Source organism: Bradyrhizobium sp. USDA 326, from assembly GCF_049739485.1.
GTDB lineage: Bacteria > Pseudomonadota > Alphaproteobacteria > Rhizobiales > Xanthobacteraceae > Bradyrhizobium.
Genome location: NZ_JBMGQA010000001.1, coordinates 3,751,010 through 3,767,078, shown reverse-complemented (window position 1 = coordinate 3,767,078; position 16,069 = coordinate 3,751,010). Strand labels below are relative to the sequence as shown.

Genomic DNA, 16,069 nt, shown 5'->3' with positions numbered 1-16,069 from the left:
CTTAGGCTGACAGAAGTCGTTCCGTGGACAATGGCTTCTTGGCGACCGTTTTGCTCCAGAGCATGCCCTCGCACCAAACATGCTCGACACGCCCCCATTGGCAAGCTGCCGCAGCGTCCGGAAAGAATCCCCGTCCGTGGAGGTTGGCGCTCGTGTTGCAGAGCAGCGGAATGCCCGTGAGTTGCTCAAATTCGACGAGAAGCGCGGCAATTTCGTGAGGAGAGTTGCGGGAAATTGTCTGCAGCCGCGCCGAGCCATCAAGATGGACCACCGCCGGGACCTTGTCGCGCCAATTCGCCCGGGTCTGGTGATCGAATAGCATGTAAGGATCTGGCGTGCCCGGGCTGAAGATCTCCGGCGCCCGATCCTCCAGACAGATCGGCGCCACCGGTCGGAAGTGCTCGCGACGCTTGATGTCGTTGAGATGATCCTTCATTGCCGGGCACGTTGGAGCTGCAACAATGCTTCTACCGCTCAGCGCCCGCGGCCCAAGCTCGGCACACCCGGAAAGAAAGATCACGGGCTTGTTGTCGGCAAGAATCGACGCAAGTTCACTCAGACTGCAAGGTGCGGCCTCCCAGTCCGGCGGAACCTCGCTCTCCTGGAGGGCAGGACCACTGTAAACTGACCATTGCAATGGCCCGAAGCCATCTTGCGCTGCCATGGCGCCGCACGCCGCGCCGATTGCCGAGCCGCTGTCATTCGGAAACGGCGGCACCCAGACATCATCGAACAATCCCGTCGCGCGAAGCGCGCTGTTCCATTTGATATTGAGACCGCAACCTCCGGCGACACATAGATTTCGCGCTCCCGGAAGCGACGAATATCTTAGCAGAAGCAGCGCGATTTCCTTAACAAGAAGACGTTCCAGAAACACATGGAACGAGGCGAGGACGTCCTCCGCTCGCTTGGCAGCCAGGCGCAACGTGCTTGCCTCGAAGAACGCGTGCATAGCTGCAAGAGACGATTCCGCATTGTTGATGTCTTCGCGGTAGCGGCGAGCCTGCTCCGTGTCGGCCGCCAACCGTGTTTCATAAAGCTCCTGAAACACTTCCACTATGCTTTCATCAACTGAGCCAAGCGCGATGTAAGCCATCAGCTTGCCGGCGATGCCCAGATCCCAACTGGAGCGGTTCGGCTGACGGTACGGCCCGAAGTGAAGGCCCGCGGCAGCATAGGCGTGGCCAATCATAGGAAACAGCGATCCAATGAACCGAGCCCCGCGCGGTTCGACATAGTAAAGACGTGGAAAGATGCAGCCATCCCACACCAGACAGAACGAAGGCTTTCCCGCGGCTGCAAAGGGACTGGTGCTATATGCTGACGCGACATGGCCCGTGACATGCGGGTAGCTCTTATATGGAAACTCCTTGCCTCCGAGGAGGAGGCCAACGCCGTCGACGGGATCAAGGAGGCCCTCAGCATGACGCTCGACATATGGCGCGCCTTTTAGCGCAACCTGCACCGCTCCGCTTAGGAGCTGGAACTGCGATTCATTCTCCCCGTCCCAGCCGTCAACGACGAACTGATCGATATCCCGCGGCTCCAGGCCATGCTCAGCCAAGGCGCGCACGACTGCATCGAGATTGTCAACGGACTGATAGCGTGGACTATTGCCGCGCTTCTCTTGCTCCACGCAAAAAAGAAGCCGACCGTCCTCGACGACAGCAATTGCTCCGTCATGTGTCAACTTTATTCCGCAGATGCGCATACGTACTCCTGGCCTAATGACCGACGTTTGATTGTTCTGACGTGGCGTCCGGCTTTCGAAACTGGACGATCAAGCAGTCTTCGTTTGCCAATCCGGTGGAGCAGTGCCGACGCTCGACCTCCGATAGGCTCTCCTTAAAGAGAGCGATCACCGTTTCGGCACCAGCAGCATGCCCCCAGCGTTGACATATTTCATCACGCGCGGACCCGAAAATCAGAGTGCCACTTGGCGCAAGCATACTCACGAGGTTGCGGATAGCCGCATGCATCTCGCTCACGTCTTTGAGGTAGTAAAGAACCTCGGCCACGACAATCAAATCGAACTGCTCAGTGGACGAGAACCGCTGAATGTCGCAGGTCACCCAAGCAATATGTGACCACTTACTGGTCCGCAGTCGCGCTCGCTCAATTGCCTGCGGCATGACATCCACCACGGTAAGTCGCTCGCATAGCGGAGCCAGCATCTCCGTGAATGCACCGGCTGCACATCCTACTCCGAGGCCAGACGCAGCGTCTCCGTTGCCACACGACATCCGGAGCATTTGCGCGTATCGCTCCTGCTCGAACGAACTACTGTCAAGGCGCCATGGGTCGTCGAGAGCCAACTCTCGCTCTAATAGCTGATGGTTTTCGTCCAGAATCATGAGACGACCACTTATTCGTAGGCAGTCGAGCGTTCACGACCGGAAACACTCTCCGTGGCCGTGAGGCTCGATGGACGGTGCGATACCCCCCCTTTATGAATGACAGTAGGCCCCACCCCTACACTAGCCGCACCTCGTCCGGCATTGGGGCGCAGGATGACACGCTGTTTCTCCTCTTCCGCCGGCACATTAGTAACTTTTCGCGATAGCCAATCGCTATTGCTCAATGTACAAAGCGCATAAGCCTTCAATGGTAGTAAAAGAAAGATATTGATCGGTGTGTGGAGCGAGAAGCCGATAAACCGCAAATCGCGAGCACGAAGTGCTGCCACACTGCACCGGACCATAGTCATTGCAGCAATCGTCAGTCCCGTCCACCAGGGTATAGAGCCACCGATCACGAGCTGTGCAAGGGCAGCAAGTGTTGAGATCGCGAGGAGAAATGGGCCGAGATTCTGCCCGATAACATCTAGGGTCAAATAACCATCGAGCTCTGGCAGCAGGCGCAATGCAAGAAACGTATCTCGAAAGGTACTGCGTGCCCAACGGAGCTGCTGACGCAGATATGGCCCAAGACTGTGCGGGACGACGGTAGCTGCTATCGCGTCTGGGACGTATTCGGTTCGAAAGCCCGCCTTGAGCATGAGTATCGTTAGATGGCGGTCCTCGCCGAAATCACTCGGCTTCCCACGAAAGAATTGCGCTTCGTATTGATCAAGAAGCAAGGTGAGTGCGGAACGCCGATACATTGCACATGGGCCGCAGCAACACATGACGGCACCGAAACGCGCCTGTGCCGCGCGCTCTTCGTTGCACGCGAGCCAATATTCCATATCGATCAGCCTGGTCAGCCAGGTCTGGTTGCGATTACTTGCTACGAGTTGACCCATCGCCGCACCGATTTCCGGGTCATGCATCTTCAATACAAGCTTCGTGACGACATCGGCAGCAAGAACCGTGTCGGAATCGACGTTGAGAACGAGATCCCCGGATGAGCTGCGTATTGCAGCGATCTGCGCCTTGCGCTTTCCGACGTTGTTGGCCAACAAGATGATATTGAATCTCGGATCATTGGCATATATCTGGTGTACAGGCGCGACCACGTCGCGGTTTGCAGACCCGTCATCGACCACATAGACCTGCATCTTTCCGGCGTACTCTTGACTGGCAATCGACTCCAGACATTCGGCAAGCGTGTTTGGATTCTCATTGAAGCACGGCACGATGACGTCCACAGTGGGAAGGACCACCTCGGTTTGTCCGAGGCTGTCCTGTAGCGATGAGTTGATCGTCGGCTGGGCATAAAGCGCTTGCACGCTCTTATAGATAGTCGAGAGCAGCGCATAACTTGAAACAGCAGCAGCACTGGTTGTCGCGAGCAGGTCCATAGGTGTCAGTTCTTGTTTAGTGAAGTTGAGGGAGTGGACGGATTACAAACCCGCGCCGTTGTAGTGCCGGAATCAGAAATGCCAGCGCCTTCGTGGTCTGATCGCGCAGCGTTGTATCGGTGCACAGTCTCTCCTCATCGGGAGGATACCCGTCGTGCAGGAGCACAATTGCACCCGGGCGAACGTTCGCCAGCACCGAATTCACAATTGTATCAACCCCAGGGCGGGACCAATCTCTCGGGTCGACCGACCAGTGCAGAGCCGTGAGACCAGCGCTCGCAGTCATTGCGAGCACCTGTTGCGTCCATATGCCGTAAGGCGCTCGCATATGCCTGGGCGAGGCCTTCGGGCACGCCAGACGGATCGCCTCGCTCGCGGTCAGCACTTCATCCTGTAGCTCCGCAGGTCCGCATCTGGATAGATCAGGATGGGTCATCGTATGGTTCGCAACCTCATGCCCTTCCGCAATCACTCGTCGGATGAGGTCAGGATGCTCGATCGCGTACGTGCCGATGACGAAGAATGTCGCCGGAACCCGATGTTGCGCCAGCACATCGAGCACCTCTGGCGTACAAAACGGGTTCGGCCCGTCGTCAAAGGTCAAATAGACAGCTCGACTTCCGCTCACGTCAGCGTAGTCGCAGCGGACAGTGGATGGGGTGGAACGCTCTGTCACAACTCAGGCCCGTTCCGATCGATGAAAGTCCCGGCCGGCCATTCGCTTATCGAGCGCCCCAGCGGAAACACCACCACGATCACATCCTCGAGGCGGGTCGGCGATAAATTGGGATAGACATCCGGCTGCGTGGAGCGGACGCGAATGCCATGCATCAGGGTGGCGAGCCCCTGCCTTTCGACCAGTCGCGTCATATGTTTCTCAAGCGCCGACCGAACCGTGCCAAAGCCGAATGGAACGCCAAGCTCCTGCAGTACGGGATACATCACGCGCATTGCGTGGCTTATTCCGAGCCCTTCGAGATCCGGACGCACCGCATACAACCCCAGTTCTGCTACGAGGAGATCGACTTCACTAACTTTGATGAAGCGACGTAGTAGCCCGAGGTGGGCCGCTACCCCGCGCGCGTCGTAACCAATTGCACGGAGCTCCGGTCTTGCGCCGGCCCAACTTCGGCTTCCCTCAAAAGGCTGCGCATTGAACGCACCCGTCGGTCCATAACTCTTGCGGAAGAACTCCGCGAGCTCGGCATGATCGGCGAGCCGCAGCTCGTTCTCCCAACGAAGGCTCCACTGCACTTGAGCGCGCGTAGAAGAGCGTTCCGCAGCCGGGGACACGGCAATGTTCATGGCAAGCTTCCTTGCGCCAGTGGAATTAAGAGCGAGACGTTCACGTGAAGTCGTTAGTCGCCGAACCGCCGATCAATGCTGGGATGCGCGGACTTGCTGTGTCGGAGCTCGGCACCGCTCGCCTGCACAGCGCCGCTGGCCCCATGCTCGCGAGGCAGCGAGCGCTCGGTTCGCGCTCCTCATCCGGCCAATGCCCTGCGTGCCATATATCGGAAGATGCCCACGATGCGATTCGACAGGCCAGATGCTGTCTGCACCAAAGAGCTTTTGCGCCTCCTGTCGCTTCGATGTCCGCCGCTTTGATCTCTGAGGGCAGGCGATCGACGCGCGGCCCTCATCGACGGCGCTTCGGAGCGGCATCAGGTCAAACTGGCTTTCATACATCTTCGACACGCCCCGAATGCACTGGACAGGCGAGCCATTTGGAAAGGCGCCTGGAATTATTGGCATCCGCAATCTGCGCCTGCCGCTATTCCCTGACACTAGAATGATGCTGAAAGCGCTCTCAAGTGTACGCGGGTAAACCTCGAATATGGAAACGGATGGCGTCACCATACCAAGGTTTATCGGACCCCGCTTGCCGACCAAACGAGCGCACTTCGCACGGAGACGCAACACGGCTCGCATGACGCGCCTGTAGACGCCCATGAAACGGAATCGGCGGCGCGCTCGCACGTCCAGGAGCTTTCCTCTGAGCTCACCTGAACGACCATAAAGCATTGTGGTGTGCCTGGTTACTTTTTCAAACTTCAGTTTGCTATCCAACATCCCGCAATTTGGTAAAATCGATTGTTTCGATAGAACACATCCACACGATGGATAGACTCACAACATGCGGTTCAAGGGACTCGATCTAAATCTTCTCGTTGCGCTCGATGCCGTGATGACGGAGCGCAATCTCACAGCGGCGGCTCGCAAAATTAACCTGAGCCAGCCGGCCATGAGCGCTGCGATCGCACGGCTGCGCACCTATTTCCGTGATGAACTATTTACTATGAAAGGTCGCGAGCTCGTCCCGACACCTGGCGCGGAGGCGCTTGCAGGTCCGGTTCGCGAGGCCCTGCTGCACATCCAACTCTCAATCATATCACGGGACGCGTTCGACCCGACTCAGTCGAGTCGACGGTTCAGGGTCATTCTTTCGGATTTCATGACGATCGTTTTCTTCCGCAGAATAGTGGACCGCATCGCACAAGAAGCTCCCGCCGTGCGGTTCGAATTGCTGCCATTTTCCGATGAACCCGATGAGCTGCTCCGTCGGGGCGAAGTCGACTTTCTCATTCTGCCGGAACTGTTCATGTCGAGTGCGCATCCTAAGGCGACGCTGTTCGACGAGACCCTCGTGTGCGTGGGATGCCGCGCGAACAAGCAGCTATCCCGACAGCTTACGTTCGATAAATACATCTCGATGGGGCACGTTGCTGCCAAGTTCGGACGGGCACTGAGACCGAACCTCGAAGAATGGTTTTTGCTTGAGCACGGTCTGAGGAGACGAATTGAGGTGGTCGTGCAGGGCTTTAGCCTGATTCCGCCCATATTGTTAGACACGAGCCGTATCGGCACGATGCCCTTGCGACTGGCCAGACACTTCGAAAAGCGGATGCCGCTGCGAATCATCGAACCGCCTCTCCCCCTACCCATATTCACAGAGGCCGTGCAATGGCCCTCGTTCCACAATACCGATCCCGCGAGCATCTGGATGCGGCGGATATTGCTCGAGGAGGCATCCAACATGGCATCTGGTGAGCAAGGGCCTCCAACTCGTAGGCGCTGTTAGGCTTACCGCAGGCTGCGACTCCGAATATCCAAAGCACGCTATGGGCCCTTCGACGTGCTCGGTCCCTTTCCTCGCTTCGGCGTCTCCTGGAGAGACACTGCCACGACCTCACAAGCCAGTGATCCGCTTGCGAAGACTTTTCCAGTTGTAAGCGTGGTGACTTCCCAGGTGTGGTTTGATGGGCTTGCGCTGCGTTCAGGGCTACCCCTGGCAATATCGCGGATAGAACACGCCTCCATTACAAATGTTCAGCTTGGCCATTAAAATGGCTTGAATCGCACATTGCGTCAGGTTGTAGGTTGACCGTCGCGACTTGCGCTGCACGACACAGCCGTCGACGGAGCGCTTTGGGGACCTCACGGCGCTCACGGATGCTGGGACGATCTGCCATCAGCGAGCTGAACGGACCAGCTACGTGGTCGGCCGAAACCGGCGAGACGGATCAGCTTGGAGGGTCCTGAAGCTTTCCCGCCGCGGCCGATCGGCTTACCGCTTGCTGTCCATTCTTGTGGTCATTTCGCGAGCCTCTTGTCGTGATGGCCGGGTTGAGCCGATGTCCATTCGGGCGAGCCAGGACGATTGCTCCAAACGCAGCCGCCACCGCACGCTTTGTCGCAGCAAGGACGTTTGCGCCGGATAAGAAGAGATGCGTTTCAAAGGTCTGGATCTAAATCTTCTCGTTGCGCTGGATGCTCTGATAACTGAGCGCAATCTCACCTCAGCGGCGCGTAGCATCAATCTCAGTCAGCCGGCCATGAGCGCAGCCGTTGCCCGGTTGCGCTCATATTTTGGCGATGAACTGTTTGGGATGAGGGGGCGCGAACTTGTCTTGACCTCGCGGGCGGAAGGGCTCGCAGCTCCTGTACGCCAGGCGCTGGTGCACATTGAACTCTCAATCATGGCGCGAGACGTGTTCGATCCAGCTCGATCGAGCCGGCGATTCAGGATCGCCCTTTCTGATTTCATAACAGTTGTATTCTTAAAAAATGTCGTGGAGCGCGTCACACGAGAAGCCCCCACCGTCAGCTTCGAACTGGCGGCGCCGACCGCTGAGCACGAGGAGCTCCTCCGCCGCGGCGAAGTCGATTTTGTTATCCTGCCAGATTCTCTCATGTCCAGCGCGCACCCCAGGGCGGCCCTATTCGAGGAGAGGCTCGTCTGCGTAGGTTGCTGCACGAACAGGGAATTACAACGCGGGCTTACATTCGATCGATATGTGTCGATGGGTCACGTTGCAGTTAAGCACGGAGGCGCACCCCACACGCGCAGTTGAGCAATCATTCTTAATCGATCTCGGTCCTACTCGGCGCATCGACATTCTCGTGCAGAGCTTCAGCATGATCCCGCCCCTCCTTGTTGGGACGAACCGCATAGGCACGATGCCATTAGGGCTCGTGAGGCATTTCCAAAAAACGATGCCTCTTCAGATTGTCGAGCTTCCGGATCCATTCCCCGTCTTCACTGAAGCGGTCCAATGGCCCGCACTTCACAACAATGACCCGGAAAGCCTGTGGATGCGGGAGATGTTGTTCCAAGAGGCCACGCGCATGGCAACTGCGAAAGAACACCCCGTCACCAGCACTCCGGAAGGAGCGGGCAGTGCCGGAAAATCCGCACAATCCGTCTCGCCGTTGCCTTAAGGAGGCTCGTGAAGTCTACGAACCTCACATTCCAACACTTGTCTCAGCACACACACAATTCCACCTACCTGGCTTGCTCTCCTTATCGCGGGATAAAGACCCTCCGGGCGCGCGGTTCATGAGACGTTCTTGATCTCTTTTGCGCGTTGGCGTTAGGCGCGATGTCCGAACCGCGGAATGTTGGCCTGGCTTTAGAGACGGACACGGAGCAGCACGTTTGCCCTTAGGCCAGGCGTTTACGTTGCAGCGCGGCCGCCAAGCGCGTCTCTCAAGAACGCATGGCCGGCACGGAGCTCCGGTCGTCAACTCTCCGAGTTAGTAGTTGCTCCCGATGAATGGAGGCGATCGGCCTCTTTGGAGTCGCAACAAAATGCATCGTGAGCATAGAGGTCGTCGATCATACAGACGAAGCAAGCATCCGCGCTCGCGTGTGGCCCTATGGCATCACTCTACAGTACACCGCATCTCCATCGCTCTGCGCCGCAGGTATGACTTCTTTTGGCCCTACCGCAGCCAAACGTCTTGACGACCTGCGCTGCCCTGGACCCAATTCAAACAAGGAGCTGAAGGTTGAAGCTATCCAGCGGCGTGTTCGATCCAGAAGAGCTTTCTGCCCTCGGACGACTTTATGACAGCGCCGTCGACGCGCTACCCCCATCGATGCGGAGTCCAGAGAATCGCACGGCAATCGCCAAGCTCATCCTGGAGCGTACAGTGGCTGGCGAGACTCAACTGGCATGCCTTGCGAACTTGTTGATCACCCTTTCCCCTCAGGGTTGATCCGCCGCCATTCTAAGGATAGTCACCACTCTCGCGCTGGAGAATGGAAGACGATTCAGGCTGACGCTAAGAAAGCAGCTTGAATCATACGTGACGTCAGGTTGTAGGCTTCAAAATTGAACAACATGAACAAACCTACACCAAGAAGGCGTCGATGGCGCATTGGCGAACTTGCAGAGGCGACCGGAGTAACGGTACGCACGCTGCACCATTATGAGCACACAGGACTCCTAGCAGCCACAGAGCGTACTGACGGCGGCCACCGGATGTATGACCGCGAAAGCCTGCAGCGGGTTCAGCAGATTCGCGCGCTGCGTGAGCTTGGCTTCTCACTTGTCGAGATCCGTAAAGCCATGGAGGGAACGACTTCTCTCACGGACCTGCTGCGCAAACATTTAGAGCGCATAGAACTTCAAGTCGCTCGAGCAACTCTTTTGCGCGACCGTTTGCGCAACATGACCATCGACGGCGAGGCGCAAGTAAGTGTGGATGAGCTGCCTGCCACTCTGAATGCCATGTCGCGAGTCGAGACGCGTAGTCAAACGTCCCCATGCATCTGCAATTTAGCTTCAGAGCGCGAGGACCGGTGGCGGCGAATCCGTGACGACCTTCGCGATTGCATGGATCGGAGCGAGCCCCCTTGCGGTGAGCGCGCAAAGGCTGTCGCAGTTGCAGCACGCTTGCTGATCAGCGAAATCGCCGGCGCCGATTCACGCGTTTCGATGATCCTGAAGGTACTTGCACGACTGAGCGCCCCCCGCGCTCTGGCTGGTTGGGATCCCTGCCTGATGCAATATCTCGATCTCGCCCTTGGCGGGTTGGAGGATTAGCCGTACTGACCCGTTCATGGCCGTTTCCACACGTCGGTTGAAGGCAACCTGACAATGCTAGGTTGACCGGCCGCGCTCTGATGCGGGCTGAAAGCTTTATGAGCTTAAGCGAACAGATGATCATGGCCCGCCGATGCGCGCTCCTGACGCACCCATGCCCCTTAAAACGGCTTGATCCGCACGTAACGTCAAATTGTAGACTCTCCGGAAATTGGAAGCTGGTCGAGCCAACGCACGGTTGGCTTGGAGCAGCCTTGACCTGCAGGGGTGTCTGATCACAACCACTTGGGATCACTTCAGTGAGCATTGAAGGCTATACAATTGCAAATACGCAGCGCGCTTCTGTTGCAAGTGCGGCGATTCTCTTCTGTGCTCTCGCCGCCCCGCTTGCGCTCGGTTCTGAAGTAAAGATCGCCGTGGCTGGTCCAATGACTGGAAGCAGCGCCGCGTTCGGCGCGCAAATGCGCGATGGTGCAGCTGCTGCGGTTGAGGACTTGAACGCTTCGGGCCTACTTCCGGATAATGCCAAAGTTATATTGAGGGTCGCTGACGACGCCTGCGACCCAAGGCAAGCTGTCGCAGTTGCGAATAAGCTCGCGACAGAGCGCGTCCTGTTGGTGGTTGCCCATTTTTGGTCCTCTTCGTCGATCCCGGCCTCCGACATCTACGCTGAAGCAGGCATCGTTCAGGTGTCACCAGGCTCGTCAACTCCTCAGCTAACAGAGCGCGGCCTTAAGACTGTCTTTCGGATCTGCGGGCGCGACGACCAACAGGGAACCGTTGCCGCCGAGTACATTCACGTGAACCATCCCAACGAGAACATCGCGGTGCTCGACGACAAGAGCACTGCTGGAAAGGGCATTGCCGACGTGGTCGAAGCCCAGCTTCATCGATTCGGACGACAAGTCAGTCGGCAAAGCTATGTTGCAGGTGAACGGGACTTCAGAGCGCTAGTCTCAAGAATGAAAAAGGATCGAGTGCGCGTCGCCTATATCGGCGGCTATCATACCGAAATCGGATTGTTTGTGCGCCAGGCATCAGATTCAAAAGCAGACTTCATAGTCATGGCAAACGATCCGCTGATGACCTCTGAATTCTGGGCGATTACCGGCAGCGCTGGGAATGGCACATTGTTTACCTTCATGCCCAATCCGGCCGGGAGTGCCAAGGCGGCCGGCGTGGTCGCCGGACTCAAAGCTTCCGGCCTGTCCGGTGAAGGCTACACGCTATACGCCTATGCAGCTGTGCAAGCCTGGGCAGAGGCGGTGAACCGGAGCGGCTCCTTCCATGCTACGCGGGTCGCCAGCGCACTTCGTTCACGGCCGGTCGACACCGTAATTGGCCCGGTCCGGTTCGACAAAAAGGGAGACAACTCGGCTTCTGGATTTTTGGTTTACCGCTGGCGCGACGGCCGTGTTGAACGTGTCAAGAAGTATTGATTGGCAGGCACCGCCGGCTCCAAACGCAATGTATCACGAATGACGAGACGCCCTCAGAACGTTATCGCAGCGATACTCGCTAGCTCTTTTATACTTGCTGCTTTCGGAGCGTTTTTCGCGTTCGCTGCGGCGCTCGCAGAGCTAGCTAGGGTCGAGCTGACGGAGGTGCTACGTCCGATGATAGACAAATAGCAGCCCCGTTGTCCCGATCCGTCCGGCAGCACAGGACCGCTGAGCGGTCGACTACAGTTCTGGCGGGTCTGAAGGCATGACCTTTCTGCCGCCAAGTGATTGAAGGTTCAGGGGGGAGGAACGGGAAGCTAACGAGTTTATAGTCACGCTATGGCTCAGATGGGGGCGCGTTCGCTACTTCGATCAAACTGACAGCCCGATCGCCATTGACGCATTCTCCTGTACCTATCATATCGCGCAAGCTCGGATCCACGCAGGGGAGAGAGAGCGGGACGGCATGAAGCAATCAGGACCCACCACATAGGCTATAGTCGGGTACGGTGGGTAACCACAGCTGGTGGATCGTAGGCGCCGACATTGCATGTCTGTCTCTTCGGCTTGGGACTACCCCAGAGCTTCAAACTATTCGCAAACGTGCAGCCCTGCGGCTTTTTCTTTGTCAATCATGATCGGTGATCAACGGATCAGCAGCCCTGCCCGACATCCCTTAGACGTTGCTCTGAGCCCAGACCGCGGGAGGCACCAATTAGCCGGCTCCGATGAAGGCGGTGAGACTGCTCGCGGGCGCTATCAACGAACTGGATGCATCCCATCAACACTTTCGATTTTACTAATTCCAGCCAAACACCGCATAAGTCGACGCCGGATTACGGAAAGAACAGTCCACGAATGTCTCGTGACAACGATTCCTTGCAGGTTGGTCGTAGCCCAATTCGTGTCTGTCGTGGCTGCACCACGCAATGTTTGACAACGAAACACGCGGGGCACCAATGCAGTGCGATGAGCAACCGCAGGCGGGCGCGCAGCCTATCACGTTGTCGTCTCTCGCCTTTGCGATGATACTTGGCGGCTCTAAGAAGACAGCTTTCACGCGCACTGTTCGGCGAAGGTAAATGCGTCCGCAGCATAGAACTCGGGCAGGTGAACTGTCCTTTGCACCGGTGCGGGCCGGACTTTTCGCTCTGACCAGAGCCGATAGCATCAACAATCCAGCCGTGTCGCCGCGGCTCCAAGCAAGGCAGTACAACCACCTGTGTGACCCCGACTGGAGTCACTGCAGTTATCCGACACGCCGGACGGCTCGATCACGGTCCAATAGACTTCCGGGCCATCTACAACGCTTGTCGGCTTTTCCATATACGCCCCCTTCCCCTTTGCGATCCTGTCGCGGGACATGTGTGCCGCCCTGTTTGGGGAGCGTGCGCACCTCCTGTGCAACAGCGATTCGTCGGCCGACGCATCCGGCGTCTGGCGAACGGGAAACGACGACCCTTATTCCGCCTGTCTTGCATTTCACCACTTTGGAGAAATACCGTGAAACTTGACCCTTCCAATTCACGCATACAGGATCTCGAGGATCGCATCGACCTGCAACTCGACATCGTGGCCGCGCTCATGCGCGAAGAAGGCAACGAGCTCGAAGCGATCCGACTGCTCAATGCACTCATAGGCCAAATGATTACGGCGGAGCTGGAGCTCGGCCAGCGTGGTGATACGAGCACCGGTGACGGACGAATGCGACTGTTTCGAGACCGTGGCGTTTACCAGCCCGAGGACCTTCAGTTCTTGGGACGCCTCTTCGATCAAACTGTGGCAGCATTACCGGCAGCGCTACGAACTTCCGTCAATCGAATGACGATCGCCAAGCTGATTTTTTCACGTGCGGCGGCGGACTGAACTTCCATTTGGCTTTTTCTGGGTTGACGGCGCTGACCGAACGTTTATCGCTGGACTGACAATCGTGCCAATGTCGTCCGCACCAGATGGAGGGTATGCGGCTTATGGGCTACCCGTCCATAAGCGGGTCGCTTCCGCTGGCTTTCTATATCGCAACTGCTCGCGACGTTCGAGAGCAGGCTCGCTTTATCTCGCACCGCGGACGACACAGTTACGTTCGATCTAGCAAGACCTTGCTGTTCCTCGACGCCTGTGGCCACCAAGAGCTGATAGCGCGGAAGCGCAACCCAACACATACGTTCGAGACACCGGACGGCTATCGCCGCTTCCGACCGCTCCCTGCGCCGACCTTCGAACTCGCTACATGTATCAGATACGATTCCCAAAGCAGCCCTAGGGGATGTGGCGCTTCTTCTTCCGATCAAGATCTACCAGATAAGGCAGCTACGACATGTTGGATGTGTGGTACCCTTGAAAGCTAATGCTCGGAACAGGGCGATCAGCCACTCCGCACGTTAGCAATCTTTCCGCGAGGCACCCCGATATTGTCCGCCGCGCACTGGTGGCGCTGAGACGCGGCGCGCACCACCTGTCCGTATCCGAGAACCTCACATAGCTTTCCGAGATCACAATATTGCGGTTGGGCCGCTCACGTCAGGTTAGTCGTGACTGGCCTGGCGCGGATCTTCCGATTGCAGGAAGAATATCCACAATTTATTGTCGACGCCAATCAACTGCGCACTACGGTAAAGAAGCGCGCTAGAATCCCTGCTCGTTTCACTCCTTTCAGAATTATTCGACTGCGCCTGGCAATACGACATTCGGTCATCCGACTTTCAACAACGATCTATAAACTTCCCTGAAGCACCGAGAGCAGCTCGATCGGGGGTCTGCACGCTGATGTCTCGCTTGCTACACGTCACGAAATCTCGGTTAGCTGTTGGGAGGGTACTCCCTTGTGTCAGGATGTCGAGGAGTGTTTTAGATGGATCAGTTTTCTTCCGACCAAGTGCAGGTGCCAGATGCTGTCGTGAGCGTCGCATTTGACAAGGCTTGGGGCTTCGTCGAGAAGGATCCCTTGCTGGCACATAATCTCAAAGCCGTCCTTCATAGACGATTGCGCACTTACCTTGAGTGTTCGATAAGAAAAGGCGAACGGAATACTCTGAATCTGGCAAACGAGGCGATACGCAACTTGCGTGCTGAACTCGCACCGTCGACCGACCAATGAGCGCTTGCAGCCGTACCGCTGGGAGCGTCCGGCTTGGTAAACGCATCTAACGGGTCTATGCGATAGGCAAATCGGGTCAGAGCGTAGTCGAGCAGACTTTCCTCTACTCATGCTCTGCCCGGCGCGCCCGTAATCAAGGCCTTCATTACCGATCTGTCTGAGCCGTCAGCATGCACGAAGTGTGTAAGCGCGGCCTCGTCTTGCCGTTTGCAACAGAAGGAGCCAAGCACCTCCCAACTTTGCAGTCGCATCGCACGCCATCATGAACGGCTCGTGTCCAAAGAAGGGCCCCGCGAGGCGCCACTGCCGGGCCGCAGCGTCTCGATGGCTGTGGAGCAGCGGCATTTTGCGCGCTCCGCAATCTGACGCCGCGTACGATTGGACACATTTCTTTCCAAGACATGTTGTGCGGCAGTTACAGCAATTCGCGTTCATATTGATAAACGCACGGCGCCGGGGGGCACCGAAAGGAAACGACACTCGAATGAAAAACATTCTGATTCTGACTGCAAGCATCGGCGCACTCGTTGCGGCCACTCCCTCCTTCGGCACGGACTTGGCCGGGCAGCCTGTCAAGGTCAAAGCGGCACCGCTGCCGGCCGCGGCCCCGATTACCGATTGGTCCGGCTACTATATCGGTGCAAATGGCGGCTGGGGAACGAGCCACAATTGCTGGGATTTCAATGGCGCCACTCCCGAGGGCTGCCACAATTCGACTGGCGGGACCATTGGCGGCCAGATTGGCTATCGTTGGCACATCTTCAACATGGTCTACGGCATCGAAGGTCAGGGCAACTGGGCCGACGTCAACGGCTCCAATATCAGCACCGCCTTTCCGGCAAGCACCGTTGGCACCACGACAGATGCATTCGGTCTACTCACGGGCCATATCGGCTACGCGTTCAATGCCGTGCTACTATACGGCAAGGGTGGTGCTGCGGTGACCAGCAACACCTATCAGGTCAACTCGTTGGCTACTGGCACCGAGATTGGCAAAAGCAGTGATGTGCGTTGGGGTGGCGTGCTGGGCGCCGGTGCCGAAGTCAGCCTCACGCCGAACTGGTCAGCTGGCGTCGAGTATAACCACTTGTTCATGCAGCGCAGCAACATCAGCTTCCCAGCGGCTCTTGGTACGGATCGCGTCCACCAGGATGTCGATCTCATCACCGCACGGCTCAATTACAAGTTTGGCTCGCCCTTTGCTAGATAGAGACCTCCACGCGGTCGCGTGAATCGGACCCCGGCCAGCGGTCGGGGTTCTTTCGCGAGTTGATCCCACAAAAACGGCAATCATGACATTGGTAGGGAAGGCGACAGCACCATTTGCGAAGCAGGGACACGAGGTGACTTACAGCAAGAAATGCAGCTTACCTCGGCGGCCCCTCGAGTCCGGCCCTCTCAGGGCCATGTGTGGACGGCTCCGGGTTGGCAAGGAGAATCCTCACGTCGCAGATTG

12 protein-coding genes and 1 pseudogene are annotated in these 16,069 nt (G+C 57.4%); 8 read left to right on the top strand and 5 right to left on the bottom strand.

Annotated features, from left to right (window positions below; all coding sequences use genetic code 11):
* Position 1 precedes the first annotated feature (1 nt).
* From nodU to ABIG06_RS17725, 5 genes are read right to left on the bottom strand one after another with little or no spacing between them, the layout of a single operon-like run.
* A complete protein-coding gene (gene nodU / locus ABIG06_RS17745; protein ID WP_424578360.1) occupies positions 2-1,711 on the bottom strand; it encodes a nodulation protein NodU in 1,710 nt (569 codons plus the stop codon).
* A 13-nt stretch (positions 1,712-1,724) separates the two neighbouring features.
* A complete protein-coding gene (nodS, locus tag ABIG06_RS17740) occupies positions 1,725-2,354 on the bottom strand; it encodes a nodulation methyltransferase NodS (protein WP_424578359.1) in 630 nt (209 codons plus the stop codon).
* Positions 2,355-2,365: 11 nt separating this feature from the next.
* The gene (gene nodC, locus ABIG06_RS17735) at positions 2,366-3,742 is read right to left on the bottom strand and encodes a chitooligosaccharide synthase NodC (protein WP_124163658.1); all 1,377 of its coding nucleotides are present in this window, start codon (positions 3,740-3,742) and stop codon (positions 2,366-2,368) included.
* Positions 3,743-3,758: 16 nt separating this feature from the next.
* Positions 3,759-4,418, bottom strand: coding sequence for a chitooligosaccharide deacetylase NodB (gene nodB / locus ABIG06_RS17730; RefSeq protein ID WP_124163659.1), 660 nt, complete (start codon positions 4,416-4,418; stop codon positions 3,759-3,761).
* Positions 4,415-5,047, bottom strand: a complete 633-nt coding sequence (locus ABIG06_RS17725) for a NodA family N-acyltransferase (RefSeq protein ID WP_124163660.1) — start codon at positions 5,045-5,047, stop codon at positions 4,415-4,417. The genes nodB and ABIG06_RS17725 overlap by 4 nt, the downstream gene beginning before the upstream one ends.
* A gap of 832 nt (positions 5,048-5,879) precedes the next feature.
* Between ABIG06_RS17725 and nodD1 the strand changes: the two genes are divergently transcribed.
* The 8 genes and pseudogenes from nodD1 to ABIG06_RS17685 all read left to right on the top strand — a co-directional run bounded on the left by nodD1 (position 5,880) and on the right by ABIG06_RS17685 (position 15,823).
* Complete coding sequence (gene nodD1 / locus ABIG06_RS17720; RefSeq protein WP_124163661.1) at positions 5,880-6,824, top strand: transcriptional regulator NodD1; 945 nt, start codon at positions 5,880-5,882, stop codon at positions 6,822-6,824.
* A 646-nt stretch (positions 6,825-7,470) separates the two neighbouring features.
* A pseudogene (nodD2, locus tag ABIG06_RS17715) lies at positions 7,471-8,464 on the top strand (transcriptional regulator NodD2).
* A 570-nt stretch (positions 8,465-9,034) separates the two neighbouring features.
* Complete coding sequence (locus tag ABIG06_RS17710) at positions 9,035-9,244, top strand: hypothetical protein (RefSeq protein ID WP_199752393.1); 210 nt, start codon at positions 9,035-9,037, stop codon at positions 9,242-9,244.
* A 125-nt stretch (positions 9,245-9,369) separates the two neighbouring features.
* Complete coding sequence (locus tag ABIG06_RS17705; RefSeq protein WP_199763004.1) at positions 9,370-10,074, top strand: MerR family transcriptional regulator; 705 nt, start codon at positions 9,370-9,372, stop codon at positions 10,072-10,074.
* A 299-nt stretch (positions 10,075-10,373) separates the two neighbouring features.
* Entirely contained in the window at positions 10,374-11,513 is a 1,140-nt protein-coding gene (locus ABIG06_RS17700) for a branched-chain amino acid ABC transporter substrate-binding protein (RefSeq protein WP_245333607.1), read from the top strand.
* A gap of 1,506 nt (positions 11,514-13,019) precedes the next feature.
* A complete protein-coding gene (locus ABIG06_RS17695; protein ID WP_036030678.1) occupies positions 13,020-13,382 on the top strand; it encodes a hypothetical protein in 363 nt (120 codons plus the stop codon).
* Positions 13,383-14,367: 985 nt separating this feature from the next.
* The gene (locus tag ABIG06_RS17690) at positions 14,368-14,613 is read left to right on the top strand and encodes a hypothetical protein (protein WP_124163663.1); all 246 of its coding nucleotides are present in this window, start codon (positions 14,368-14,370) and stop codon (positions 14,611-14,613) included.
* A 484-nt stretch (positions 14,614-15,097) separates the two neighbouring features.
* Complete coding sequence (locus ABIG06_RS17685; protein ID WP_124163664.1) at positions 15,098-15,823, top strand: outer membrane protein; 726 nt, start codon at positions 15,098-15,100, stop codon at positions 15,821-15,823.
* Positions 15,824-16,069 lie beyond the last annotated feature (246 nt).